This is a genomic window from Nocardia sp. alder85J (assembly GCF_020176955.2).
GTDB lineage: Bacteria > Actinomycetota > Actinomycetes > Mycobacteriales > Mycobacteriaceae > Nocardia.
In genome coordinates this window covers 646,860-671,149 of sequence record NZ_JAIUCZ020000005.1, presented here as the reverse complement: position 1 = coordinate 671,149, position 24,290 = coordinate 646,860, and the positions used below count along the sequence as shown (strand labels likewise).

The 24,290-nt window shown below is 70.0% G+C and carries 22 protein-coding genes; 18 read left to right on the top strand and 4 right to left on the bottom strand.

The genetic code is table 11. The features are described 5' to 3' along the window. Positions 1-31 precede the first annotated feature (31 nt). The 14 genes from LBW94_RS22905 to LBW94_RS22840 all read left to right on the top strand — a co-directional run bounded on the left by LBW94_RS22905 (position 32) and on the right by LBW94_RS22840 (position 15,028). On the top strand, positions 32-1,321 hold the full coding sequence (locus tag LBW94_RS22905; protein WP_225053283.1) for an MlaD family protein: 1,290 nt from the start codon (positions 32-34) through the stop codon (positions 1,319-1,321). After that, on the top strand, positions 1,318-2,355 hold the full coding sequence (locus LBW94_RS22900; protein ID WP_225053180.1) for an MCE family protein: 1,038 nt from the start codon (positions 1,318-1,320) through the stop codon (positions 2,353-2,355). Before LBW94_RS22905 ends, LBW94_RS22900 begins: the two co-directional genes overlap by 4 nt. 4 nt (positions 2,356-2,359) lie before the next feature. Continuing rightward, positions 2,360-3,400: an MCE family protein gene (locus LBW94_RS22895; protein WP_225053179.1), complete on the top strand. Its 1,041-nt coding sequence runs from the start codon at positions 2,360-2,362 to the stop codon at positions 3,398-3,400. Then, entirely contained in the window at positions 3,397-4,500 is a 1,104-nt protein-coding gene (locus LBW94_RS22890) for an MCE family protein (protein ID WP_225053177.1), read from the top strand. The genes LBW94_RS22895 and LBW94_RS22890 overlap by 4 nt, the downstream gene beginning before the upstream one ends. Continuing rightward, a complete protein-coding gene (locus tag LBW94_RS22885) occupies positions 4,497-5,621 on the top strand; it encodes an MlaD family protein (RefSeq protein WP_225053175.1) in 1,125 nt (374 codons plus the stop codon). The genes LBW94_RS22890 and LBW94_RS22885 overlap by 4 nt, the downstream gene beginning before the upstream one ends. Further along, on the top strand, positions 5,618-6,895 hold the full coding sequence (locus tag LBW94_RS22880; protein ID WP_225053173.1) for an MlaD family protein: 1,278 nt from the start codon (positions 5,618-5,620) through the stop codon (positions 6,893-6,895). The genes LBW94_RS22885 and LBW94_RS22880 overlap by 4 nt, the downstream gene beginning before the upstream one ends. 36 nt (positions 6,896-6,931) lie before the next feature. Further along, entirely contained in the window at positions 6,932-7,702 is a 771-nt protein-coding gene (locus tag LBW94_RS22875) for a hypothetical protein (RefSeq protein WP_225053171.1), read from the top strand. 1 nt (position 7,703) lies between these two features. After that, complete coding sequence (locus tag LBW94_RS22870) at positions 7,704-8,570, top strand: MlaE family ABC transporter permease (RefSeq protein ID WP_225053170.1); 867 nt, start codon at positions 7,704-7,706, stop codon at positions 8,568-8,570. Then, positions 8,570-9,424, top strand: coding sequence for an ABC transporter permease (locus LBW94_RS22865; protein ID WP_225053168.1), 855 nt, complete (start codon positions 8,570-8,572; stop codon positions 9,422-9,424). The genes LBW94_RS22870 and LBW94_RS22865 overlap by 1 nt, the downstream gene beginning before the upstream one ends. Before the next feature lie 235 nt (positions 9,425-9,659). Continuing rightward, a complete protein-coding gene (locus tag LBW94_RS22860) occupies positions 9,660-11,999 on the top strand; it encodes a xanthine dehydrogenase family protein molybdopterin-binding subunit (protein ID WP_225053166.1) in 2,340 nt (779 codons plus the stop codon). Further along, complete coding sequence (locus LBW94_RS22855; protein WP_225053164.1) at positions 11,996-12,871, top strand: FAD binding domain-containing protein; 876 nt, start codon at positions 11,996-11,998, stop codon at positions 12,869-12,871. Before LBW94_RS22860 ends, LBW94_RS22855 begins: the two co-directional genes overlap by 4 nt. 11 nt (positions 12,872-12,882) lie before the next feature. Beyond that, positions 12,883-13,380 carry a (2Fe-2S)-binding protein gene (locus LBW94_RS22850; RefSeq protein ID WP_225053162.1) on the top strand — a complete coding sequence of 166 codons (498 nt, stop codon included), beginning with the start codon at positions 12,883-12,885 and terminating at the stop codon, positions 13,378-13,380. Then, complete coding sequence (locus LBW94_RS22845) at positions 13,377-14,114, top strand: SRPBCC family protein (RefSeq protein ID WP_225053160.1); 738 nt, start codon at positions 13,377-13,379, stop codon at positions 14,112-14,114. Before LBW94_RS22850 ends, LBW94_RS22845 begins: the two co-directional genes overlap by 4 nt. A gap of 74 nt (positions 14,115-14,188) precedes the next feature. Next, positions 14,189-15,028, top strand: coding sequence for a mycofactocin-coupled SDR family oxidoreductase (locus LBW94_RS22840; protein ID WP_225053158.1), 840 nt, complete (start codon positions 14,189-14,191; stop codon positions 15,026-15,028). Between the two features lie 61 nt (positions 15,029-15,089). Here LBW94_RS22840 and LBW94_RS22835 read toward each other — a convergent pair whose 3' ends face one another. Then, the gene (locus tag LBW94_RS22835) at positions 15,090-15,698 is read right to left on the bottom strand and encodes a TetR/AcrR family transcriptional regulator (RefSeq protein ID WP_225053156.1); all 609 of its coding nucleotides are present in this window, start codon (positions 15,696-15,698) and stop codon (positions 15,090-15,092) included. A 111-nt stretch (positions 15,699-15,809) separates the two neighbouring features. Between LBW94_RS22835 and LBW94_RS22830 the strand changes: the two genes are divergently transcribed. From LBW94_RS22830 to LBW94_RS22820, 3 genes are all read left to right on the top strand, one after another. Continuing rightward, positions 15,810-18,224, top strand: coding sequence for a cation-translocating P-type ATPase (locus tag LBW94_RS22830; RefSeq protein ID WP_225053154.1), 2,415 nt, complete (start codon positions 15,810-15,812; stop codon positions 18,222-18,224). 101 nt (positions 18,225-18,325) lie between these two features. After that, entirely contained in the window at positions 18,326-19,141 is an 816-nt protein-coding gene (locus LBW94_RS22825; protein WP_225053153.1) for a PhzF family phenazine biosynthesis protein, read from the top strand. A 365-nt stretch (positions 19,142-19,506) separates the two neighbouring features. Next, positions 19,507-19,890 (top strand): group I truncated hemoglobin, encoded by a 384-nt coding sequence (locus LBW94_RS22820; RefSeq protein ID WP_225053151.1) that lies wholly within the window; start codon positions 19,507-19,509, stop codon positions 19,888-19,890. Positions 19,891-19,967: 77 nt separating this feature from the next. On the opposite strand, the gene LBW94_RS22815 is transcribed toward LBW94_RS22820, so the two are convergent. From LBW94_RS22815 to LBW94_RS22805, 3 genes are all read right to left on the bottom strand, one after another. Then, positions 19,968-21,191, bottom strand: coding sequence for an RtcB family protein (locus LBW94_RS22815; protein WP_225053150.1), 1,224 nt, complete (start codon positions 21,189-21,191; stop codon positions 19,968-19,970). A 69-nt stretch (positions 21,192-21,260) separates the two neighbouring features. Next, positions 21,261-21,740, bottom strand: a complete 480-nt coding sequence (locus tag LBW94_RS22810) for a cupin domain-containing protein (RefSeq protein ID WP_225053148.1) — start codon at positions 21,738-21,740, stop codon at positions 21,261-21,263. Then, positions 21,737-22,669 (bottom strand): MBL fold metallo-hydrolase, encoded by a 933-nt coding sequence (locus tag LBW94_RS22805; RefSeq protein WP_225053146.1) that lies wholly within the window; start codon positions 22,667-22,669, stop codon positions 21,737-21,739. Before LBW94_RS22805 ends, LBW94_RS22810 begins: the two co-directional genes overlap by 4 nt. A gap of 253 nt (positions 22,670-22,922) precedes the next feature. On the opposite strand from LBW94_RS22805, the gene LBW94_RS22800 reads away from it, so the two are divergent. Further along, positions 22,923-24,215 carry an amidase family protein gene (locus LBW94_RS22800; RefSeq protein WP_225053144.1) on the top strand — a complete coding sequence of 431 codons (1,293 nt, stop codon included), beginning with the start codon at positions 22,923-22,925 and terminating at the stop codon, positions 24,213-24,215. Positions 24,216-24,290: the final 75 nt, after the last annotated feature.

The window sequence follows — 24,290 nt, the reverse complement described above, 5'->3', positions numbered from 1 at the left end:
TAGCCAGCGAGGTAGGTAGTACGTGTCGACCATGTTCGAACCCGACGGCCGCGGGCCGTCCGCGGCGAGGTTGCTGCTGACGGGGATCTGCTTCGTCGTCATCGCGGCCGTCGCCGCGACGGCGATGATCGCGAATTCGCGAGGGGTATTTCGCAAGTCCGTGACCGTCGTCGCCGTCATGGCGAATGTGGGCGACGGCCTGCCACCGAAATCCGATGTGAAGTACGAGGGCGTCCGGGTCGGATTCGTCACCGAGGTCACCGCGGCCGCGCAGGCCGGGATGAACGAGGTGCACATCCGGCTCGGCCCCGAGTACGCGCGGCACATACCCGGGACGGTCACCGCCCGGGTGGTGCCGAGCAATGTGTTCGCGGTGCCGTCGATCCAGTTGCTGGACAACGGTTCCGCGCCGTCGCTGAGCTCGGGCACCCGGATCGCGCAGGATCGCAGCCTGGCCACCGTCCGGTTGCAGACCTCGCTGGACCAGCTGCGGCAGATCGTCGCCGCGGTCGGCCGGCAGGGCACCGATCGGGCGGTCGGCATGCTGGCGACACTGGCGACGGCGACCGACGGCCGTGGCGCCGCGCTCGGCGACGCCGGGGCGCAGTTGCGGCAGATCGTCGAGGCGCTGCGCTCGGTGGTCTCGGTGTCCGACGCGCCCACCACCCTCGACGCCCTGTCCGCCTCGTTGCGTGAATTGCAAACGGCGGCACCGGAACTGCTCGACGCCCTGCACCACTCGGTGGTGCCGATGCTGACCATCGCGCAGCAGCGCGAGCAACTCACCGCGCTGCTGACCGGCGGGCTGCACACCACCGGCACGGTCGAGGGCGCGCTGGACCGCCGGGTGGACCAGATCATCAACGTGACCACCCACATGGGCCCGGTGCTCGACGTCCTCGGCGACGGCGCCGCCACCTTCCCGCAGATCACCGTCTCGGTGTCGCGGCTGACCAGGAACTTCGTCAGCGTGTGGAATCCCGACACCCAGCGGATCACCGCCAAGGTGATCGTGCAGCTGACCCCGAACCGGCAGTACACCCGGGCCGACTGCCCGCGCTACGGCGATCTCGCCGGCCCCAGCTGTGTCACCGGCCCGACCAGCGCCGAGGCCACCGCGGGCAGCGTGGACCCACGCGGCTTCCAGCCGCCGGCGGGGCTGGGGCCCGACATCGGCCCGGTCGGCAGCCCGCAGGAACAGCAGCAGATCGCCGGCATCCTCGGCGGCCCGCCGAATGCGGCCTCGGACCTGCTGTTCGGCCCGCTGGCCCGGGGCACGACCGTCGCGGTCGCGCCGGATCCGAACGGAGGTGAGCGATGAGTTATCGCCGCTCGTTGCTGGTGCTGGTGATCTTCCTGGTGGTCTCGGCGGTGCTGAGCTGGACCGTGGTGGTCACGCTGGAACGCGGGGTCGCGGGTAGCACCACGAAGTATTCGGCCCTGTTCACCGACGTCTCGGGGCTGCGGGTCGGCGACGACGTGCGCGTGGCCGGGGTGCGGGTCGGGCGGGTCGAGTCGATCGGCCTCACCGGCGCCACCGCCCGGGTCGGCTTCCGGGTGCAGAGCGATCAGGTGCTCTACGGCGACAGCACGGTCGCGGTGACCTACCAGAACCTGATCGGGCAGCGTTATCTCGGTATCGCGCGCAGCGGCAAGGGTGATCTCGGCGCCCTGCGCTCGGGGGCGCTGATCCCGATCGAGCGCACCGAACCGTCCTTCGACATCTCCAAGCTGCTCAACGGTTTCGAGCCGCTGTTCGGCACCCTGGACCGCGACGCCGTGGACAACATCAGCGGCGCCCTGATCAAGGCGTTGCAGGGGGACAACGGCGCGATCACCACGCTGATCGCCGAAACCACCCAGCTGGCACAGACTTTCGCCGGACCCGACGAGGTGCTGGGCCAGGTGATCACCAATCTGACCACCATCGTGGACAACCTCGCGAAGCAGAGCGGCAGCCTGACCACCGTGATCCAGCAGACCCGCACGCTGTTCGAGGGACTGGACGCCAATCGCCAGGCGCTGTTCGACGGGGTGGACCAGATCGCCCGGGTGGTCGGTCGCGCCTCGGAGATCATCGCCGCCGATCGGCCCGCCCTGGGCGAGTTCATCAATCGCGATCCGGGTTTCACCCGGCACTTCATCGACAACAAGGACAAGTTCGAGTACATGGGGGACAACTTGCCGATGTTGTTGAAGGGCATGGCCCGGATGACCCAGGACGGCGCCTACGTCGAGGCCTACGCCTGTGACGTGCAACTGTCGCTGACCCCCGGCCTGGGGCCGCTGATCCCGGAGGTCGTCGACGGCATCACTCCGGGTGGGGTCGCCCAGCACACCTCGAAGTGTCGGTGACCCCATGCGAATCGGACAGAACCTGAAGGGTTTACGGGGTAAGAAGCTCGAGGAGTACCCGAAAGCGTGGCTGGGGGTCGCGGCCATCGCGATCCTGGTGGTGGTGATCGTGGCCGCGCTGGCGGTCAATTCGCTGAACATCGGCGACCGCCGGATCGAGGCGGATTTCGCGCAGGCCGCGCAGCTCGGCGCCGGTGACCAGGTGACCGTGGCCGGCGTGCCGGTCGGGCATGTGGCCGGGATCCGGCTCGCCGGCGACCACGTGACGGTGACGCTGAGCATCCATCACGATGTCGCGCTGGGCGCCGGCACCGCCGCCGCGATCAAGCTGACCACGCTGCTGGGCAACCGGTACGTCGAGCTCAGCCCGCGCGGCCCGGGTTCGGCGCCGCGAATCCCGCTGGCGCACACCAGCGTTCCCTACGATCTGCAATCGGCGCTGACCGATGTGACCCGCACCTTCGACCAGGTCGACGCCGATCAGGTGGGCCACGCGCTGACCGATCTGTCCGGCCAGCTCGACGGGTTGCCGCAACTGGTCCCCTCCGTGATGGCGAACATCCACACGCTGTCCGCGGTGATCGCCGAGCGTCGCGACCAGCTCGGCGCGCTGATCACCAGCACCGCCAAGCTCACCGAACTGGTGAAGTCCCAGCAGGCGAACATCGGCGCCCTGGTCACCCAGGGCCGCGCCCTGTTGCAGGAGGTGCAGGCCCGGCGGCAGGCGATCGAGTCGATGATCGCCGCCACCAGCCATCTGGTCGATTCGCTGAAGCCGATCGTGGTCGACGACCGGTCCGAGGTCCAGGGCCTGATCGACAACCTGAACGAGATGACCGGGATGCTCAGCCGGCACGACGACCTGCTGCGCAACATCCTGCAGATCCTCCCGGTGCCGTGGCGCTCCTGGGCGAACCTCACCGGCAGCAGCGTGGAACTCGACGCCAACGCCCCCTACGGCGCCTTCCTCGACTCGTGGATGTGCGCGCTGGCCGGCCGGGCCCCGCAGGTGAACATCGCCCCGTACGACAAGGACTGCAAATGAGCCGACTGACCCGCCGCATCGTGCTGTCGCTGCTGCTCATCGCGGTCGTCGTGGTGGCCGGCGCCGCAGCCGGGCCGTTCGGCGGCAGCGGCACCGTGCGGGTGACCGCCCAATTCGACAGCGCCGCGGGACTGTACGCGGGCAACTCGGTCGACGTGCTGGGGATGAAGATCGGCAAGGTCGACTCCATCACCCAGCGCGGCGCCTACGTCGAGGTCAGGATGAGCATCCAGAGCTCGACCCCGGTACCGGCCGACGTGACCGCGGTGACGGTGTCGGATTCGGTGCTCACCGACCGGCACGTGGAGCTGACCCCCGCCTATCACGGCGGTCCGACGCTGCGTGACCACGCGGTCCTCGACCCGAAGCACACCCGCACGCCGATCGAATTCGACAGCGTGCTGGCGATGGCCGACAAGTTGTCGAAATCGCTGGCCGGGGACGGCGCCGGGCACGGGCCGATCGCCGGTCTGGTCGACGTCGGCGCCGCGACCGCGGTACACGGCGACGACATCAAGAGCGCGCTCGACCAGCTCGCCGCCGCGCTGCGGACCGGCAGCGACCAAGGCGTGGCCACCAAGGACGCGGTCACGAAGATCGTCACCGATCTGGACTCGCTGACCACCGCGGCCGCGGCCAACGATCAGCAGATCCGCGATTTCGGTTCCGGGGTACACCAATTGAGCGATCTGCTGGCCGATCAGCAGCTGGGCAGCGGGGACACCGGCGCCAAGCTGAACCAGATCCTCGGCACCGCGGCCGATCTCATGCAGCGCAATCGGGGCAGCCTGAACGGGACGCTGGGCAACGCGAACGTGATGATGCAGAGCCTGGCGGACTACCAGCGCAACATCGCCGAGTACATGGATCTGTTCCCGCTGGTGGTCGACAACGCCTATGCCGTCATGGATCCCGATCTCAAGGTCGGCCGGGTGCACATCAACGCGGACAAGGTGCTGTTCGACGGCCAGATGGTCAAGGAGGTGTGCAACCTGCTGGACATGAAACAGCTGGGTTGCAACACCGGCAAGATGTCGGACATGGGCCCCGACTTCGGAGTGGTGGCCATGCTGGCCGGAATCGCGGGGTTGCCGAAATGAGGCTGGAGACAACGAGATCGGGCGCGTGGCGGGCCGCCGTGCTGGCGGTGCCGGTGCTGGCGCTGGCCGCCGCGGGCTGCTCCGCGGGTGGTCTGGACCAGGTGCCGCTGCCGGCGCCGTCGATCGGGCACAGCTACCGGCTGACCGCCACCTTCGCCAACGCGCTCAACCTGCCGGCCAAGGCGCCGGTGAAGGTGAACGGCGCCGATGTCGGCCAGGTCGAGTCGATGCGGGCCCGCGACTACGCGGCGGTGGTCACCGTGCGGGTCCGGTCGGAGGTGTCGCTGCCGGTCGGCACCACCGCGGAGCTGCGTTCGGCGACCCCGCTCGGTGACGTGTTCATCGCGCTCACCCCGCCGGATCAGGCCGTGACGGGCGGCCCGGTGCTGCACGACGGGGACAGCATCCCGCAGTCCGCGACCGCGGCGGCCGCCACCATCGAGGAGGTGCTGACCCGGGCGGCGCTGCTGGTCAACGGCGGTGTGATCCGCGATCTGACCAAGGTGATCAACGGTGCCGGCACCGAACTCGACGGTCGCGGCGACCGCCTCGGCGACCTCATCGCCCAGACCACCGATCTGGTCCGGAAACTGGCGGCGCGCTCGGATCAGATCCGCACGGCGGTGCACGACGCCGCCGCGCTCACCGACACCGTGGCCGGTCAGCAGTCCACCCTCAACGACGCGGTCGCGGCCGCCGGTCCGGCGCTGGACGCCATCGGCTCGAACACCCGGAACATCGTCGATCTGGTGGGCCGGCTGAGCCGGATCTCGGCGCTGCTGGAGAAGTTCCCGTCGATCAACGGCACCGGGAAGCGCAGCATCATCACCGATCTGAACAATCTGGCCGCGGGCATGAACACCGCCGCGAACGACCCCCGGGCCAACCTGGATTCGCTGAACCAGACCTTCGCCATCGTGGGCGCCAAGGTGGGCAACAGCACCGGCGCCTCGGCGGACGCCGACATCATCCAGCTCGCCGTCGGCGCCGGACCCGATCCCAACTTCCCCGGCACGCCGGAGGCCCGGGTGCCGGATCAGACCGACTGGGCCAATTTCGTCGGCTCGCTGGCCTACACCCTGGGCCGCCTGCACGATCGTGTGATCGGACCGGGCCGATGAGCGAGAATGCAATGCCCGCAAGGGATTCCGTGCTGGCACCGGTGGCCGGCGTGATCGTCGGCACGATCGGCTACCTGAGCCGGCAGCGGCTGGTGGTCTCGCTGGTCGCGCTGCTGGTGGTGCTGGTGCTCGGCGCGTCGTACCTGATGTTCGGGTCGTTGCAGGTGAATCCGCTGCACTCCACCTATCGGGTCCGGGTGCTGCTGAAGGATTCCGGTGGCCTGCTGGCCGATCGCGACGTGACCGTGCGCGGGGTCCGGGTGGGCCGGGTGTCGTCGGTGGACCTCGGCGACGGCGGCGTGACCGCGGTCGCGACGATCGACGGCGACGTGCGCATCCCGGCCGACAGCGACGCGCGGGTGATCGGCCTGTCGGCGGCCGGCGAGCAGTACCTGGACTTCGTGCCGACCACCGCCACCGGCCCCTACCTGGCCGACGGCGCGGTGATCGGCACCGACCGGACCACCACGCCGGTCACGCTGGCGCAGTTGCTCGGTGACCTCAACGGCACCATCGAACAGCTCGATCCGAACAAGCTGCACGCGATCGTGCAGGAACTCGGGGTGAGTTCGGCCGGGCCGGAGAAGCTGACGGCGATCGTCAACGGCGGCGTCTTCCTCATCGACACCCTCGGTGGGGTGCTGCCGCAGACCACCGATCTGTTGCGCAACAGCCGGGTGGTGCTCGGCACCGTCCGCGATCTGGCCCCCGGCCTGCGGGCCACCGCGGCCGAGCTGGACCGCACCCTGACCGGGGTGGAGAAGATGAGCGGTGGCTACACCACCCTGGTCGGCCTCACCCCGCCGATGTTGCAGACGATGGACCGGATCATCGCCGAGAACTCGCCCACGATGGTCCAGCTGCTGGGCAGCCTCACCACCATCGCCCAGATGTCGTATGTGCACATACCGGCGCTGAGCGAGGTGTTCTTCCCGACGCAGCGCAACGGGTCGACCGCGGACCGGGTGGCCGACGCCTTCCACGACGGCTACGCCTGGGCGCTGGCGAGCATCTACCCGCGCAAGCAGTGCGACTACGACACCCCGCGGTTGCCGATGAGCGTGCCGAATTTCCCCGAGCCGTATCTCTACGCCGACTGCCGCGATCCCGATCCGACCCTGCTGCCGCGCGGCGCCCGCAACGCGCCCCGGCCGCCGGGCGACGACACGCTCAATCCGCCGCCGGGTGCGGATCCGCTCGCGACCTCCGATCCCGCTCCGGTGGAACGGCAGTCGATCCCGCTGCCGTACGGCGGCCCGTATGTGCCCAGATAGCCCGTACTTCCGAACACCTGTGCAGGGAGGACTTCGATGAAGAAGACAACACCGGGGACGGTGCTGGAGGAAGACACCGGGAGCTCGCCGGAAACGCTTGCGGGACAAGGTGTCACGGATACGGTCGAGGCGGATGTCACGGCCGGGGGTGACGGCGGCGCGGCCGTCACCACGAAGACCGCTGTGCCCGAGGCCGATTCGGTCACCGATCGGGACACGCCGGTCGACGCGACACCGGTGGCCGCCGCGACACCGGTCGCCGATCCGCAGCCGCCGGTCGATGCGACACCGGCGGCCGGATCGGATCGGGCCGGAACGGGCCGATCGCGCCGGCTGCTGCGCGGCGGGGTGGCGGCGCTGGCGGTGCTGCTGATCGTGGCGACGGTGTTCGCGGTGGTCTTCGGCTGGAAGCTGCACGACCGGAACCGGGTGGACGACGCGGCGCGGGGCGCGGAGGCCACCGCGCAGACCTATGCCGTCACCCTGACCAGTATCGACGCCCAGCACATCGACGAGAACTTCACCGACGTCCTGAACGGCGCCACCGGCGATTTCAAGGACATGTACTCCCAGTCCAGCACCCAGCTGAAGGCGCTGCTGGTGCAGAACAAGGCCGTGAGCAAGGGCCGGGTCGTGAACGCCAGCATCCTGTCCGCGTCCGAGAACCAGGTCGTGGTCATGCTGTTCGTGGACCAGGAGGTCACCAATTCCGCCAGCCCCGATCCCCGTATCGATCGCAGCCGCATCCTCATGACGATGCAGCGGGTCGGCGGTAAGTGGCTGGCCGCCAAGGTGGAAATGGTCTGACGTGACTGCTGGTGAGTTGGTGATCGATCGACCGGCCGCGCCGGCGCCGATCGATGCGATCAAGCAATGGGCCCGGGGTTATCTGCGACGGCATCCGATCGCCTCGCTGGAGACCGTCGGCGCGCAGTTCGTGATGGGCGTGCGGGCGTTTCAATACCTTTTCCTCGACATGGTGACCGGGAAGTTCGCCTTCCGGGAATTCGTGTTGCAGGCGGCGTTCATGATCAAGACGTCGTATCTGCCGACGATCGCGGTGGCGCTGCCGATCAGCGCCACGCTGTCCATCCAGTTCGGCCTGCTGGCCGGGCAGGTGGGCGCGACCTCGCTGGCCGGCGCGGCCAGCGGCCTCGCGGTGATCCGCCAGGCCGCCCCGGTGGTCACGGCGATGCTGCTGGCGGCGGCCGTCGGCTCGGCGATCTGCGCCGATCTCGGCTCGCGGACCATCCGCGAGGAGATCGACGCCATGGAGGTCATGGGCGTGCCGGTGATGCGCCGGCTGGTGGTGCCGCGGGTGGCCGCGGGCATCGTGGTCGCGGTGGGCCTGACCGGGCTGTCGGCCTTCGTCGGCTTCCTCGCCGGCTACCTGTTCAACGTCTACATCCAGGGTGGGACGCCGGGCAGTTTCGTGGCGACCTTCTCCTCCTTCGCCACCATCGGCGACATGTACCTGGCGGTGGTCAAGGCCGTGGTGTTCGGGCTGATCGTGACGATCGTGGCGTGCCAGAAGGGCTTGTCCACCAAGGGCGGTCCCGGTGGCGTGGCCGATTCGGTGAACGCCACGGTGGTGGCCTCGATCGTGCTGCTGATGCTGGTGAACGTCGGTTTCACCGAGATCTACACCATGCTGTTCCCGCGGGCGGCGCTCTGATGGCCGCACCGTATTACCCGCTGTCGCTGGGGAGCGTGGTCCGCGCGGCGGATCCACCGGCGAAGGTCTTCATGCGGCTGGGCCACATGGCCTTGTTCTTCCTGCGCGCGGTCGGCTCGGTGCCGATCGTGCTGCGCCACTACCGCAAGGAACTGCTGCGGCTGATCTCGGTGGTCACCTGGGGCAACGGCTCGCTGATCGTCGGCGGTGGCACCGCCGGCATCATCATCGTGCTCGGCGGCAGCGCCGGGGCGCTGGTCGGCATCGAGGGCTACAGCGCGCTGAAGCTGCTCGGCATCGGCCCGGCCACCGGGCTGATCTCCGCCACTGCCTCCACCCGGGAGCTGGCGCCGATCATGGCCTCGATCGCGTTCGCGGCGCAGGCGGGCTGCCGCTTCACCGCGCAGCTGGGCGCCATGCGGATCGCCGAGGAGATCGACGCCATGGAGACGCTGGCGATCCGCTCGATCCCGTATCTGGTGACCACCCGGCTGATGGCCTCGGTGGTGGCCATCGTGCCGCTGTACATCGTCTGCCTGGTGGTGAATTTCGTTGCGGTGCAGTTCACCATCGGGCTGGCGGGCAGCCAGTCGCCGGGCACCTACGACCACTACTTCCGAATGGTGCTCAGCGGCACGGACGTTCTCTACTCACTGGTGAAAGCCGTTGTCTTCGTGATCATCACGACAACGATCCAGTGCTACTACGGCTACTACTCCAGCGGTGGGCCGGAGGGCGTCGGGGTGGCGGCCGGGCGCGCGATGCGGGCCGGGATCACGGCGATGATCTGTGTGAACCTCCTGATGACGATGGCGTTGTGGGGATTCGACGCCGGAGCGCGCATCAGTGGGTGATGCTGTATGAGAACGGAGTTTTCGTCAATCAAGATCTCCGTTTTCAAATACGGCATAGCAGGTATTGACAGAGGTCAGAGGGCAGTGTTAGACAGGTGTACAGCATCGGCGAGCGGCCGTCGACCGGCCGTCCGCGCAACTCGTACTCCCCCGCTCCCGCTCGCCGTGCGACCCACCACCGACGGTGACCGGCGTGCGCCCGGTTCCCACCGGTACCAGAAGTGAACGGAGAACCATGACGACCGGAACGGCCACAGCGGGTGTCGTCGGCGCGCGGATACCGCGCATCGAGGACCTGCGGTTGGTGACCGGCGCGGGCGAGTACGTCGACGACATCGTCCGGCCGGGCATGGCCCATGTGCATTTCGTCCGCAGCCCGCTGGCGCGGGCGCGGATCCTGGACATCGACGTGTCCGAGGCGCTGGCGCTGGAGGGCGTGCGCGCGGTCTACACCGCCGCGGACCTGAATCCCGAAGTGCGCGAACTGGTCTACGCGCTGGACCTGCCCGGGATGCCGCCGGTGCCGCGGCCGCCACTGGCCGAGGGCGAGGTGCGGTTCGTCGGTGATCCGGTGGCGCTGATCGTCGCCGTCGACCGGTACGTGGCCGAGGACGCGGCCGAACTGGTCGTGGTCGACTACGACCCGCTGCCGCCGATCGTCGACTACACCACCGCGGCGGAGAACCCGGAACAGGTCCACCCCGACATCCCCGCCAACCTCGCGGCCCTGATCCCCGGCATGCCGGCCGAGCAGCGGCAGCAGATCTACGACAAGGCCGCACATGTGGTGCGGCAGCACATCTTCCAGCAGGGCTACGTGCCGGTGCCGATGGAGACCCGGGGCCTGATCGCGGAATGGTCGGCGCCGACCGGCGAGATGACCATCTGGGCCTCCACCCAGTCCCCGCACGGCATGCGGGCCTTCTGCGCCCGGCTGCTGGGCATCCCGGAACATCAGGTGCGCGTGGTCGCCCGCGACACCGGCGGCGGCTTCGGGCAGAAGGTGGTGCCCGGCCGCGAGGACGTCGCGGTCATGCTCGCCGCCCGGAAGCTGCGGGCCTCGCTGAAGTGGATCGAGGACCGCCAGGAGAACCTGATCGCGGCCGGCTCCGCCCGGCACGAATCCGGGATCGCCGAGATGGCCTTCGACGCCGACGGGCGAATCCTGTTCGGCGCCATCGACTATCTCCAGAACGTCGGCGCCTACCCGATCCCGTCGCCGCTGACCGCGGCCTTCCCGGTCGGCATGCTGTTCACCGGGCCGTACCGGGTGCCGGTGGCCACCTTCGACCTGAAGCTGGTGTACACCAACACCGTCGGCCGGGTGGCCTACCGCGGGCCGTGGCAGTTCGAGTCGGTCGCCCGCGAGGTGCTGATGGACACCGCGGCCCGGCAGATCGGCATCGATCCGGTGGAACTGCGGCGGCGCAACATGATCCGCCAGGACGAACTGCCGATGGTGAACCCCAGCGGGATGCCGTACAGCGACATGACGCCGCTGGAGACCTTCGAGAAGGCGGTCGGGGCGCTCGGCTACGAGGCGTTCCGCGAGGAGCAGGCCGCGGCCCGCGCCCAGGGCCGCTACCTCGGCGTCGGCAGCTGCACCTATGTGGAGCCGACCGCCGGATCGACCCCCTTCTACGCCACCGAGGGCGGCACCATCCGGATCGAGCCCTCCGGCGTGGTCAACGTCTACGTCGCCGGCGGGTCGGCCGGCAACAGCCTGGAGACCACGGTCGTCCAGCTGACCGCCGACGCGCTCGGCGTGCGCGTCGAGGACGTGCACACCATCCAGGGCGATACCGCGGTCACCCCGTTCGGCGGCGGCACCGGCGGCAGCCGCTCGGCCTCGGTGACCGCCGGCGCGATCGCGGAAACCGCCGCGGCCCTGCGGGCGCGGATCATCGCGATCGCCGCGCACAAGCTGGGCAATCCGGCCGAGGACATCGAGTTCGCCGACGGCCGGGCGACCGTGCGCGGCGTCCCGGAGGTCGCGCTGACGCTGCACGAGATCGCCGAGATCGCGTACTTCCAGCCGGACGCGCTGCCGCCGGGCATTCCGGCCGGGCTGGAGGCCAGCGGCCGCTACAAGGCCGCCGCGCCGATGATCTGGGCCAATGCCACCCACATCTGCACCTGCGAGGTCGACATCGAGACCGGGCGGGTGACGCTGCTGCGCTACATCGTCGGCGAGGACGTCGGCCCGATGATCAACCCGAACGTGGTGGAGGGCCAGATCTACGGCGGCACCGTCCAGGGCATCGGCGGCGCGCTGTACGAATCGCAGGCCTACGACGACGACGGCAATCCGATCGCCACCACGTTCATGGACTACCTGCTGCCGACCGCCACCGAGGCGCCGACCATCGAGGTGGTGCACGTCGAGTCGCACAGCGCGGGTCCCGGCGGTTTCAAGGGCGTCGGCGAGGGCGGTGCGATCGGCTCGGCCCCGGCGGTGATCAACGCGGTCGCCGACGCGCTGGCGCCGTTCGGCGTCGAGATCAGCGCGCTGCCGTTGTCGCCGGCGACCATCGTCGGGCTGATCGACGCCGCTCGTGGAAAGGCACACTCGTGAAACCGGCTGCATTCGAATATCATTCGCCGGCCACCGCCGAGGAGGCCGTGGCACTGCTCGCCGAACTGGGCGACGAGGCCAAGGCCATCGCCGGCGGGCAGAGCCTGGTGCCGATGCTGTCGTTGCGGCTGGCGGTCTTCGAGCATCTGGTGGACCTGCGCCGGGTGGGCGAACTGCGTGGCATCCAGGCGCGCGGCGACTCGGTGTGGGTCGGCGCGGGCACCACCCACGCCACCGTCGGCCGCTCCGAGGAGATCCGCCGCGCGGTGCCGTTGCTGGCGAGGGCCACCCCGCACATCGGGCACTTCCAGATCCGCAACCGCGGCACCATCGGTGGTTCCATCGCGCACGCCGACGCCGCGGCCGAATATCCCGCGGTGGCACTGACTCTCGACGCGCAGTTGGAGGCGCTGTCGCCGCGCGGACGGCGCACCATCGCCGCGCGTGACTTCTTCACCGGGATGTGGAGCACCGCACTGGAACCCGACGAACTGCTGACCGGCATCGTCTTCCCGGTGTGGCACGGCCGATCGGGCTTCGCGATCGAGGAATTCGCCCGGCGCAGCGGTGATTTCGCACTCGCCGGGGCCACGGTGGCGGTCCGGCTGGACGCCGACTCCCGGGTGGAGCGCTGCGGCATCGGACTGTTCGGGCTGGCCCCGACCACCGAGCGGGCCACCGCCACCGAGGCGGAACTGGTGGGCCGGTTGGTCACCGAGATCGAGGCCGACGAGGTCGGGCGCAGTGCGACGGCGGGCTTGCGTTCGGTGCCGTCGGACATGCACGGCTCCGGCGAGTACCGCAAGCGCCTCGGCGCGCAGATGGTGGCGCGCGCCTGGCGCCGCGCCGTCGAGGAGGCCGGCAATGACTGACGAGGTGAGCAATGACTGATATCGACATCGCGGTACGCATCAACGGCGAACTGCACCGGGACCGGGTGCCACCGCGGCTGATCCTGGCCGACTACCTGCGCACCCGCTGCGGGCTGACCGGCACCCACCTCGGCTGCGAGCACGGGGTGTGCGGGGCGTGTACGGTGCTGCTGGACGGGGTCGCGGTGCGGGCCTGCCTGATCTTCGCGGTGCAGGCCGACGAATCGGAGATCACCACGGTGGAGGGGATCGCGTCGCCGGACGGCGAGCTGTCCCCGGTGCAGGCGGCGTTCCGCGAGCACCACGGATTGCAGTGCGGTTTCTGCACACCGGGTTTCATCGTGTCGGCCACCGCATTCCTGCGGGACAATCCGGATCCGACCGAGCCGGAGATCCGGGAGGCGATATCCGGCAATCTGTGCCGCTGCACCGGATATCAAGGAATCGTGAAAGCCGTTGCCGCGGCTGCGGATTCGATCAAGCAGACGTCTCTGGAGGGATCCGCGTGAAACTCGAGAACACATTCGGCATTCCCGTCCCGGCGGCGGACGCCTGGAAGGTGCTGCTGGACCTGGAGCGCATCGCGCCGTGCGTCCCCGGCGCCACGCTCACCGGCAGCGAGGGCGACGCCTTCCAGGGCCGGATCAAGGTGAAGCTGGGCCCGATCGCGTTGACCTACAACGGCACCATCCGGATCGTGTCCGCCGACGAGACCGCGCGCATCGCGGTGCTGGAGGGCGGCGGCCGGGAGGCCCGCGGCAACGGCACCGCGAAGGCGACCATCACCTGCCGCCTGGTCGAATCCGGCGACAAGACCGAGGTTTTCGTCGACACCGACCTGAACATCACCGGTAAACCGGCGCAGTTCGGCCGCGGCGCCCTGGCCGAGGTGGCGGGTGCGCTGATCGGTCAGTTCGCCGACAACCTGGCCGATCTGATCGTCGAATCGGCCACGGCCGCACCGGTTGCCGAACACTTCGCGGAGACGGCCGCCGAGCCGATCCCGCATCAGACTTCCCCGTCCGACCCGGCCGGAACGGTGGCGCCCGCCGCCGTACTGCGGTCCGGGTCCGGGACGGGGGCCAACGTGCAGCCCGCGGCGCGGCCGGCTGCCGAGCCGATCGACCTGCTCTCCGCCGCCGGAATCGGCGGAGAGCGGGTCGGTCTGGTTGCCGCGGTGGTGGCACTGCTGGTGGTGCTGGTGCTCTGGCGCCGCGACCGGCGGCGCCTGTCCGCGCGTTGAGCGATGGCCTGTGGGCACTTCGATGCGACGCCGGCCGGTGACGCATCTCCCCGAAGCAGAAAGTGAGTAGTCAGATGGCGGGAAGAGTCGAGGGCAAGGTTGCCCTCATCAGCGGTGCGGCGCGGGGTCAGGGTCGCAGTCACGCGGTGCGCCTGGCGCAGGAGGGCGCCGACATCATCGCGGTCGACGTGTGCAAGAACGTCAGCGGCAGTGACGCCATCCCGGGATCGACCCCCGAGGATCTGGCCGAGACCGCCGATCTGGTGAAGGGCCTGGGCCGGCGCATCGTCACCGCCGAGCTCGACGTGCGCGACTACGCCGCCCTGTCGGCGGCCGTGGACAGCGGTGTCGAGCAGCTGGGCCGGTTGGACATCATCGCGGCCAACGCGGGCATCGGCAACGGTGGCGCCACGCTGGACAAGACCAGTGAAGAAGACTGGGACACGATGATCGACATCAACCTGGCCGGCATCTGGAAGACGGTGAAGGCCGGTGTGCCGCACATCCTCGCGGGTGGCAACGGCGGTTCGATCATCCTGACCAGCTCGGTCGGCGGCCTGAAGGCCTACCCGAACACCGGTCACTACGTCGCCGCCAAGCACGGCGTGGTCGGCCTGATGCGGGCCTTCGCGGTCGAGCTGGGCCAGCACAACGTCCGGGTCAACTCGGTGCACCCGACCAACGTGAACACCCCGATGTTCATGAACGAGGGCACCATGAAGATGTTCCGTCCCGACCTGGAGCACCCGACCGCCGAGGACTTCAAGCCGGTCGCGCAGTTCATGCACGTGCTGCCGATCGGCTGGGTCGAGCCGGTCGACATCAGCAACGCGGTGCTGTTCCTGGCCTCCGACGAGGCCCGCTACATCACCGGTCTGACCATGACCGTCGACGGCGGCAGCACCCTGAAGTAGGGCAGCCACCGAATTCGGGATCGCGGTGGCGCGGCGTTCCGCGCGCCACCGCGGCCGGTCCCTAGATCTCGGTCCCGTCGGATTGCGTCGGCTCCGGCTCCAGGATCGCCAGTTCCCGTTCGATCATGGCGAGCGCCTCGGCGTGCCCGCCGTCCATGCCGATCGCCTGTTCCAGCACCAGCGTGCGGGCCAGGCCGGTCAGCATCACCGCCAGCGCTCCCGGCGGGAAACGCTCGGCGTCCACGCCCGCGGCGGCGATGATGCCGGTCAGCGTCTCGGTCTGGATGGCGCGGAAGCGTTCCGCCGCCACCGCGAGCGCGGCCCGGATCACCGGGCGGTGCACCGACAGCCCGACGAATTCCAGGGTGATCCGCACATCCGCCGGATCGGTGCCGAACCGCCACAGCGCGTGCAACGGCCGGTCCGCGGCCAGCAGCGCCGCCTGGAGGTCCACCGCGCGCTCGACCCGGCGTTCCAGGATCGCCAGGAACAGATCGTCCATGGACCGGAAGTAGTAGTGCACCAGCTGGAATTTCAGCCCGGCCCGCTCGGCCACCCGGCGGGCCGTCACCGCGGAATATCCCTGCTCCAGCAGCAACTGCTCGGCGGCGTCGACCAGGATGCCGCGATTCTTCGCATCGGGGCCGGCGACCCTGCGCGGCGTTGCCATCGGATCCTCCTCGCCCTCGTCCGATCATGGGACCAACGATCATGCTAGCGCCGCTGCGCGTCACGACCGCAGTCCGGTTTGCGACGATCGGCACGTCGTAGGCTGTTGATCATGTCGAGCACCGAACAGGTAGCGAGAGCGTCCGGGCTGACCGCCGCGGAGGTGGCGCAACGGGTGCGGGACGGACAGGTCAACGATGTCCCGGAACGGGCCGCCCGGTCGGTGTCCGACATCGTCAAGGCCAACGTCTGCACCCGGATCAACGCGATTCTCGGTGTGCTGCTGGTACTCGTGCTGATCACCGGATCCTATATCGATGCCATGTTCGGCCTGCTGATCATCGCCAACAGTGTGGTCGGCATCGTGCAGGAGTTGCGGGCCAAGCGGACGCTGGACGCGCTGGCGATCGTCGGGCAGGCGCGGCCGGTGGTGCGCCGCGACGGCAGCGCGCACCCGATCCCGCCGGCCGAGGTGGTGCTCGGCGATATCGTCGAACTCGGTCCCGGCGATCAGATCGTGGTCGACGGCGAGGTGCTCGAGTCGCGGCAGCTGGAGGTGGACGAGTCGCTGCTCACCGGCGAGGCCGACGCCATCGACAAAGCCGTTGGCGCGCAGGTGATGTCGGGCAGCTTCGTCTCCTCCGGATCGGGTGCCTACCGGGCCGCGAAGGTGGGCCGCGACGCCTACGCCGCGAAGCTGGCCGCCGAGGCCAGCAAGTTCACCCTGGTGGACTCCGAACTGCGCCGCGGCATCGACACCATTCTGAAGGTGATCACCTACCTGCTGATCCCGGCGGGCCTGCTCACCATCTACAACCAGTTGTTCTCCAGCCATCAGGGCTGGCGCGAGGCGCTCGACGGCATGGTCGCGGCCCTGGTCCCGATGGTGCCCGAGGGGCTGGTGCTGATGACCTCGGTGGCCTTCGCGGTGGGCGTGGTGCGGCTGGGCCGCCGGCAGTGCCTGGTGCAGGAGCTGCCCGCCATCGAGGGACTGGCCCGGGTCGACGTGGTGTGCGCCGACAAGACCGGCACGCTCACCGAGAACGGCATGACGCTGTCGGAAGTCCGTGCCGTGGGCGATGTTCCGGCGGATCGGCTGCGAGAGGTGCTGGCCGCCATGGCCGCCGGCGATCCGCGGCCCAACGCCAGCATCGCGGCGATCGCGGCGGCGCTGCCGCACGGTCCCGGCTGGCCGCCGTCGGCCGTCGCGCCGTTCTCCTCGGCGAAGAAGTGGAGCGGATTCTCCTACGGCGAGCACGGCAACTGGCTGCTCGGCGCGCCGGACGTGCTGCTGGAATCCGGCAGCGAGATCGCGCACACCGCACAGGATCTCGGCGGGCAGGGGCTGCGCGTGCTGTTGCTGGCCCGCGGCGACCGCGCGGTCGACGCCGCCGGCGCTCCCGGCGCGGTCACCCCGGCGGCGCTGGTGGTGCTGGAGCAGAAGCTCCGCGCCGACGCCCGGCCCACCCTGGAGTACTTCGCCGATCAGCAGGTCGCGATCAAGGTGATCTCCGGCGACAACGCCGTCTCGGTCGGCGCGGTGGCCACCGCGCTGGGCCTGTCCGGCGGCGATCACCCGGTCGACGCTCGCTCGCTGCCCGGGGACGCCGCCGCCCTCGCCGACGTGCTGGAGCGCGAGACCACCTTCGGCCGGGTGCGCCCGGATCAGAAGCGGGCCATGGTCGGCGCGCTGCGCTCGCGCGGGCACACCGTCGCGATGACCGGCGACGGCGTCAACGACGTGCTCGCGCTCAAGGACGCCGACATCGGCGTGGCGATGGGGGCGGGCAGCCCGGCGACCCGGGCGGTGGCGCAGATCGTGTTGCTGGACAACAGCTTCGCCACCCTGCCGTATGTGGTGGGGGAGGGCCGCCGGGTGATCGGCAACATCGAGCGGGTGTCGAACCTGTTCCTCACCAAGACCGTCTACTCGGTGTTGCTGGCCGCCCTGGTCGGCGTGGTCGGGATCGGATCGCAACTGTTCCACTACGATCCGCTGCCGTACCCGTTCCTGCCCCGGCACGTGACCATGGTGGCCTGGTTCACCATCGGCATTCCCGCCTTCATCCTGTCGCTGGCGCCGAACAACGAAAGGGCCCGAACCGGTTTCGTGCGCCGGGTGCTGCGGCTGGCGGTGCCGTCCGGGGTGGTGATCGGCGTGGTCACCTTCGTGGCCTACCTGTTCGCCTACCGCGGCGCGGCCGAATCCGCGGCGCAGCAGGAGCGCGCGGGCACCACCGCGCTGATCACGCTGCTGATCGTGGCGGTGTGGGTGCTGGCCATCGTGGCCCGGCCCTGGAACTGGTGGAAACTGCTGCTGATCGGCGGTTCGGTGGCGTTCTACCTGGTGTTGTTCGCGGTGCCGTTCACCCGGCACTTCTTCCGGCTGGACCCCTCGGACGCGATGCTGACGGCGGTGGCGGCGGGCTGCGGACTGGTCGGCATCGTGCTGGTGACCGCGGCCTGGTGGTTCGTCGGTGAGCGCCGCGGCCTGCTGCCCTCGGCCCCCCTGATCGAAAACGGCTGACCGCGGCGGCTTTTCGGGAAGCCAACTGGTCGCCCGATATGGCGCGCCGTGAACCGCGTTGTGCCGCGTGTTGATTGACCGACAGGGGTACCTTCGGCGATATGGAGGTCCTGCTGCATCAGATCGATGCGTTCGCCGACGCGCCGTTCACCGGGAATCCGGCGGCGGTCATGCCGCTGTTGTCCTGGCTCGACGACGATCTGCTGCAACGGCTCGCCGAGGAGAACAACCTCGCCGAAACCGCCTTCTACACTTCGGCTCTGCCGCTGGGCGCGGGCCGGCCCCCGGGCGACGGGCCGGCGTTCCACCTGCGCTGGTTCACCCCCGTGCTGGAGGTCGACATGTGCGGCCACGCCACCTTCGCGGCCGCGGCCTACCTGCTGGAGGACATGCATCCCGAGGCGGAGCAGGTGCAGTTCTTCACCCGTAGCGGCTGGCTGTCGGTCGAGCGCCTCGGCGACGCGCTGCGGATGAGCCTGCCGGCGATGCCGTCGGTCGATGTCGAGCCCGATCCCGCGCTGATCGCCGCGCTCGGCGTGCGGCCGCTGCGGGCGCTGTCCGGGCAGGACGAGATCGTCGTGGTCGCCACCGAGGCCGCAGTGCGCAGCGCCCGGCCGGATTTCGGCGCCTTCCCGGTGCTGCCCCGGGGCGTGATCCTCACCGCCCCGGGCGACAGCGCCGACTTCGTCTCCCGCTTCTTCGCCCCCGGGGTCGGGGTGCCCGAGGATCCGGTCACCGGCTCCGCACACGCCCAGCTGACCCCGTTGTGGAGCCGCGATTTCGGCCGCACCGAACTGTCCGCGCGGCAGCTGTCGCGCCGGGGCGGGCTGCTGCACTGCACCCTCGCGGGCGACCGGGTGTTGCTGACCGGCCACTGCCATCGCTATCTCGACGGCGTGGTCCAACTGCCCGATTGAGGGTGCGACGAAAGCTGAAGCCTCGCAGAACGTTCGCTGCGCACCGGATGAACATTCGGCCGACACCATGCGCGAATGCGCTTGTAAATCGTCTGTACCAACAAGTTTCGCGCATCGGGCGGTGCGGAACGGGCCACAATTGTCACCGGTACGCAGTACTCTGGCGCCACCCCGATCGCCCGGCGACCGGGGCGACCCGGCCGCCCACCTGATGAGGGGCGAGCGGCCGGGTTCCGTCCTTCCCCGCCGTGACCAGGCCGGCCGGCACCCTCACAGCGGCCGGGGCACGGGTGTGAAATCCGGGCAACACGGGCCAACATCCCCGCCACAGTCGACTAACCGACCGGCAACGCCCCGATGATGTGATGATCGCCATGAGCGTCACCGAACCCACCACCATCTACGAGCAGATCGGCGGCTACGAAGCGCTGGAGGCGGTCGTCGATGCCTTCTACGTCCGTGTCCTCGCCGATCCGGAACTGGCCGGATTCTTCACCGGCACCAACATGTCCCGGCTGAAGGGCAAACAGGTCGAATTCTTCGGCGCCGCCCTGGGCGGGCCCGAACCCTACACCGGTGCGCCGATGAAGCAGGTGCACCAGGGCCGCGGCATCACCATGCACCACTTCGGACTGGTCGCCGGGCATCTGTCGGCGACCCTGACCGCGGCCGGGGTGCCCGCGGCGACGGTCGAGCAGATCATCGGCGCCGTCGCGCCGCTGGCCGGTGAGATCGCCTCCGGATCCTAGGAATCCGGGTGAGCCGGTGCGGGCGCCGCCCCCGCCGCTGCGCCGTCCCCCGCCGCGGCGGGGCGGCGCCCGCACCGTCAGCCCTTCACACAGAGCACCTGACGCAGGGTGGCGACCACGTCCACCAGATCCCGCTGGGCCGCGATGACCTCGTCGATATCCTTGTAGGCGGCGGGGATCTCGTCGATCACCCCGGCGTCCTTGCGGGATTCCACCCCCTCGGTCTGCGCGATCAGATCGGCCACCGTGAACTGCTTCTTGGCGGCGCTGCGGCTCATCCGGCGGCCCGCCCCGTGCGAGGCGGAGGCGAACGAGGCCGGATTCCCCTTGCCGCGCACCACATACGACCGGCTGCCCATGGAACCGGGGATCAGCGCCAGATCACCGGCACCGGCCCGGACCGCGCCCTTGCGGGTCACCAGCATCGGCACGCCGTCGATGATCTCCTCGGCCACGTAGTTGTGGTGGCAGGAGATCGGCTCGTCGAATGTCACCGGGAGTACGGCGAATTCGTCGCGGACGGCGGTGCACACCAGCGCCAGCATCACCGCCCGGTTGCGAGCGGCGTATTCCTGCGCCCAGTCCAGATCGTGCCGGTAGGCCGCCATCTCCGCTGTGCCGGAAAGGAATACGGCCAGATCCCGATCCGGCAGGCCCTGGTTGTGCGGCAGCGCGCGGGCCACCGACATGTGCCGCTCGGCCAGCTCCTTGCCGATGTTGCGGCTGCCCGAATGCAGCAGCACCCACACCCGGCCGGTGCTGTCCAGGCACACCTCGATGAAGTGGTTACCGCCGCCGAGCGTCCCGAGCTGCTTGTGCGCCTTGGACTCCCGCGCGTGCACCGCCGGATCCAGCTCCGCGAACCCCCGCCAGAACCGCTGCCATCCGGCCCGCAGCGTGGTGCCCGCGGCCCGCTGCCCGGCGATGCGCGCCTGCACCCGGGTCACGTCGACCGGATCGTCGTGCGCCGCGAAGCCCACCGGCACCGCCGCCTCGATCCGGGACCGCAGCCCGTGCAGATCGGCGGGCAGGTCGGCGGCGGTGAGCGAGGTACGCACCGCCTCCATCCCGCAGCCGATGTCGACCCCGACCGCGGCCGGGGCGACCGCATCGCGCATCGCGATGACGGAGCCGACGGTGGCCCCTTTCCCGAGATGCACGTCCGGCATCACGCGGACGCCGTGCACCCATTCCAGTTGCGCGATGTTGCGCAACTGTCGCAGCGCGGCCGGCTCGACCTCGTGCTCCTGGGCCCACATCAGCGTCTGCGCCCGGGTACCGCGCAGCTCGACGGGAAACATGTCCGTGCTCCTTCACTCGGTGATCGTCTCCGTCCACCGTAGGAAATCGGACACCCCGGCGCACGTGATTTATGCCGTGTCGCCCGCCGGATCGGGTCGCGCTGCCGTGCCGGTCGCCGCCGCCCCACCGGTGACCATCCGAATATCGCTGGGATACAAGGGAACCGGGGTACCTCCGGCCACCAATGCGGCGAACCCGCCGTCGTCGGCCATGACCGTGATGGTGTACAGCCGCTCGGTCGCCGAGGTGTTCACGATCCGGTGCTCGGAACCCGGTTGCAACACCAGGATGTCGCCCGCGCCGAGCTCGGCGACGTGCTCGTCGCTGTGCGCCCGCGCGGTCCCCGCGAGCACCAGGAAGATCTCCGCGGAATCCGGATGCGAATTCACCGGCTGCGCTCCGCCCGGCTCCCAGATCTCCAGGAAAACGCTTGCCGCGGAACCATGTTCGGGACCGGCGAGGGTGCACAACCGGACGGTGTCGGCGGGGGAGATGAGCGAGGCGTGCAGGTCGCCGAGGCGGCGGACGACGGGCGGGGCGCCGGTCATGATCGTTCCTTTCCGAGGGCGGGGGTGAGCAGGGTGACCGGCCCGCAGTCGTGGCGGGTGACCGGATTACCGAGCAGATCGGTGCCGGGCGCGGCGGCGGTGGTCCCGGTGAGCAGCGCGGCCGCCGCGGCGGCGACCTCACCGGCCGCCCGCCCCGGCAGTTCGGTGATCAGGTTGTGCGCGGCCAGGATTCGAGTGGTCGGTAGCCCGGCCAGCCGTGCGGTGGAGGCGGCGAACGCGGCCGGATCGGCCCCGGCCCCGTGCAGCCAGTGCGCGGCGGTCAGCACGGTGTCGCCGGAGAGCAGGATGCCGGTGGCCCGCTCGAACAGGCACAGCGTGTCCGGTGCATGTCCCGGGGTGTGCAGCACCTCCAGCACCCGGCCCCCGAGATCGATGACCTCGCCGTCGCCCAGCGCCCGCGTCACCGGCGTGGCCGGAACGGTCCAGCCGCTCAGCTCCGGCAGGTCCCGCATCGAGTCGAGCCGCGCCTGCGTGAAGAAATACCGCCGATCGGCCGCCGCGAACCGCCGATACTCGTCCACCACCCCGGCCATCGCCGCGGCATAGGACCGCAGAAACCCCGGATCGACAGCGGTGTGCGCACACCCCGACCCGGCATCCAGCGCCGCCGGATGCGCCGCGAAGTCCACCACCTCGGCATGCGCCGCCAGATCGGCATTACCACCCCGGTGGTCGCTGTGGGAATGCGACGACACCACCAGCAGCGGCAGCCCGGTCAGCCCGGCGACGACATCCGAGATCGCGGCGATCCCCATCCCGGAATCGAACAGCAACGAGCGCTGGTCACCGACCACGAGATAACTCGCGACATGACCGGGCTCGTTGATCATGTGCACCCCGTCCCCGAGATCGCGCACGGCGAACCAGTCCCCGGCCTCGGCGTAGAATTCGCGGTGCGCTGATGTCACCGGACCTCCAGAATGTTGATGAGAGTTACATCGGCCACCCTATTCGGACTGTATTGCGCCGACGTAAAGCCGATCCGCCCCTCCCGGCCCCCACCTCCGCCGTCCGCGCGCCCCCGTCGCGCGTTCGCGCCGACACCCCAGCTCGAGCCGCCCGATCCGGCCGCGGCATGCACACCGAACAGAACAGCCAACGTTCACATCGCTGTTACGCGAGATGTTCATGGCATCAACATTGCTGGCTAACCTCGATACGGTGAACCACACCGCCAGTTCCTTTTCCACTCCGGTGGACGAGTTCGCCACCGACACCTCGATGTGGCGAGTCCTGCCCCCGGACGGCCCGCTGGTCCCCGGCGACTACGGCACCCTCGACCACGCCCGGGTAGCGGTGAAGGATCTGTTCGCGGTGGCCGGTCAGCGCGTCGGCGCGGGCAATCCGACCTGGCTGGCCGCAGCCCCCGTCGAACCGGCGCACGCCGACGCGGTGGCGAGCCTGCTCGCCGCCGGCGCCGACGTCACCGGCATCGCCCTGACCGACGAACTCGCCTTCTCCCTGGAGGGCGCCAACGTCCACTACGGAACCATCCCGAATCCTATTGCGCCGGAACACATCTGCGGCGGATCGACGAGCGGCCCCGCCGCCGCCGTGGCGGCCGGTGTCGCCGACATCGGCCTGGGCACCGACACCGCCGGCTCGATCCGAGTCCCCGCCTCCTACTGCGGCCTGTACGGCCTGCGCACCACCCACGACGCCGTCTCCCGGACCGGATTGCTGGGCCTGGCACCGAGTTTCGACACCGTCGGCCTCCTGACCCGGGACCTGGATCTGCTCACCCGCGCCGCCACCGCCCTGCTGCCGCCGCAACCGATCCACCCGATCACCACGGTCCTGCTGGTACCCCACCTGATCGACCTACTGCCCCCGGCGGCTCGCGCCCCCTTCACCGCCGCCGTCCGGGCCCTGGGCGCCGAACTCCGCACGGCCGAACTCCCGCTTCCCGCCTCGCAGCCCTCCGGCCCGCCGCCGTCCGAATCGCCGGCCCACCGGGAGTCCATCTCTGCCGCAACCGAACTCCGGCCCGACGTCGCGACGGCCACGGCCCTGACCCGGGTCCTCGGCGCGTTCCGCACCGTGCAGGCCGCCGAAGCCTGGCGCCTGCACGGCGATTTCGTCACCGCCCACCCGAGCGCCCTGGCCCCCGAGATCGCCGCCCGCTTCGAGGCCGGCCGGTCCGTCACCCCAGAAGCCGAAGCGGACGCCCGAAACATATTGCTGGACACCAGCAAAGCGTGGCACGCCCAGCTCCCGCCGGGCACCGCGCTGGCCCTGCCCGCCGCCGCCTCCCCGGCACCGCGCCGCCGGGCCGACCCGGCCGAGGTGGAGGCGACCCGCCAAGCGACGCTCCGCCTCACCTGCCACGCCTCCCTGGCGGGCCTCCCGGCCCTGACCCTGCCTCACCTGCACTACGACGGCCTCCCCCTGGGCTTGTGCCTGCTCGCCGCCCCCGGCGAGGACCGCAGCCTGCTCGCGTTCGCGGCCCGGTAACAGCCCACCGCTGTCGCCCGCTCGGCGCCGACCCCCGGCCGCCATCGGCGAAAGCCCTGCCACAGAGACGAATCC

Excerpts from the sequence above, each read along its gene's own strand:
- LBW94_RS22850 (WP_225053162.1), top strand. The coding sequence starts at position 12,883 with ATGACTGATATCGACATCGCGGTACGCATCAACGGCGAACTGCACCGG.
- LBW94_RS22890 (WP_225053177.1), top strand. The coding sequence starts at position 3,397 with ATGAGCCGACTGACCCGCCGCATCGTGCTGTCGCTGCTGCTCATCGCG.
- LBW94_RS22810 (WP_225053148.1), bottom strand. The coding sequence starts at position 21,740 with ATGACCGGCGCCCCGCCCGTCGTCCGCCGCCTCGGCGACCTGCACGCC.
- LBW94_RS22900 (WP_225053180.1), top strand. The coding sequence starts at position 1,318 with ATGAGTTATCGCCGCTCGTTGCTGGTGCTGGTGATCTTCCTGGTGGTC.
- LBW94_RS22885 (WP_225053175.1), top strand. The coding sequence starts at position 4,497 with ATGAGGCTGGAGACAACGAGATCGGGCGCGTGGCGGGCCGCCGTGCTG.
- LBW94_RS22875 (WP_225053171.1), top strand. The coding sequence starts at position 6,932 with ATGAAGAAGACAACACCGGGGACGGTGCTGGAGGAAGACACCGGGAGC.
- LBW94_RS22840 (WP_225053158.1), top strand. The coding sequence starts at position 14,189 with ATGGCGGGAAGAGTCGAGGGCAAGGTTGCCCTCATCAGCGGTGCGGCG.
- LBW94_RS22860 (WP_225053166.1), top strand. The coding sequence starts at position 9,660 with ATGACGACCGGAACGGCCACAGCGGGTGTCGTCGGCGCGCGGATACCG.
- LBW94_RS22895 (WP_225053179.1), top strand. The coding sequence starts at position 2,360 with ATGCGAATCGGACAGAACCTGAAGGGTTTACGGGGTAAGAAGCTCGAG.
- LBW94_RS22835 (WP_225053156.1), bottom strand. The coding sequence starts at position 15,698 with ATGGCAACGCCGCGCAGGGTCGCCGGCCCCGATGCGAAGAATCGCGGC.
- LBW94_RS22905 (WP_225053283.1), top strand. The coding sequence starts at position 32 with ATGTTCGAACCCGACGGCCGCGGGCCGTCCGCGGCGAGGTTGCTGCTG.
- LBW94_RS22815 (WP_225053150.1), bottom strand. The coding sequence starts at position 21,191 with ATGTTTCCCGTCGAGCTGCGCGGTACCCGGGCGCAGACGCTGATGTGG.
- LBW94_RS22830 (WP_225053154.1), top strand. The coding sequence starts at position 15,810 with ATGTCGAGCACCGAACAGGTAGCGAGAGCGTCCGGGCTGACCGCCGCG.
- LBW94_RS22825 (WP_225053153.1), top strand. The coding sequence starts at position 18,326 with ATGGAGGTCCTGCTGCATCAGATCGATGCGTTCGCCGACGCGCCGTTC.
- LBW94_RS22820 (WP_225053151.1), top strand. The coding sequence starts at position 19,507 with ATGATCGCCATGAGCGTCACCGAACCCACCACCATCTACGAGCAGATC.
- LBW94_RS22880 (WP_225053173.1), top strand. The coding sequence starts at position 5,618 with ATGAGCGAGAATGCAATGCCCGCAAGGGATTCCGTGCTGGCACCGGTG.
- LBW94_RS22865 (WP_225053168.1), top strand. The coding sequence starts at position 8,570 with ATGGCCGCACCGTATTACCCGCTGTCGCTGGGGAGCGTGGTCCGCGCG.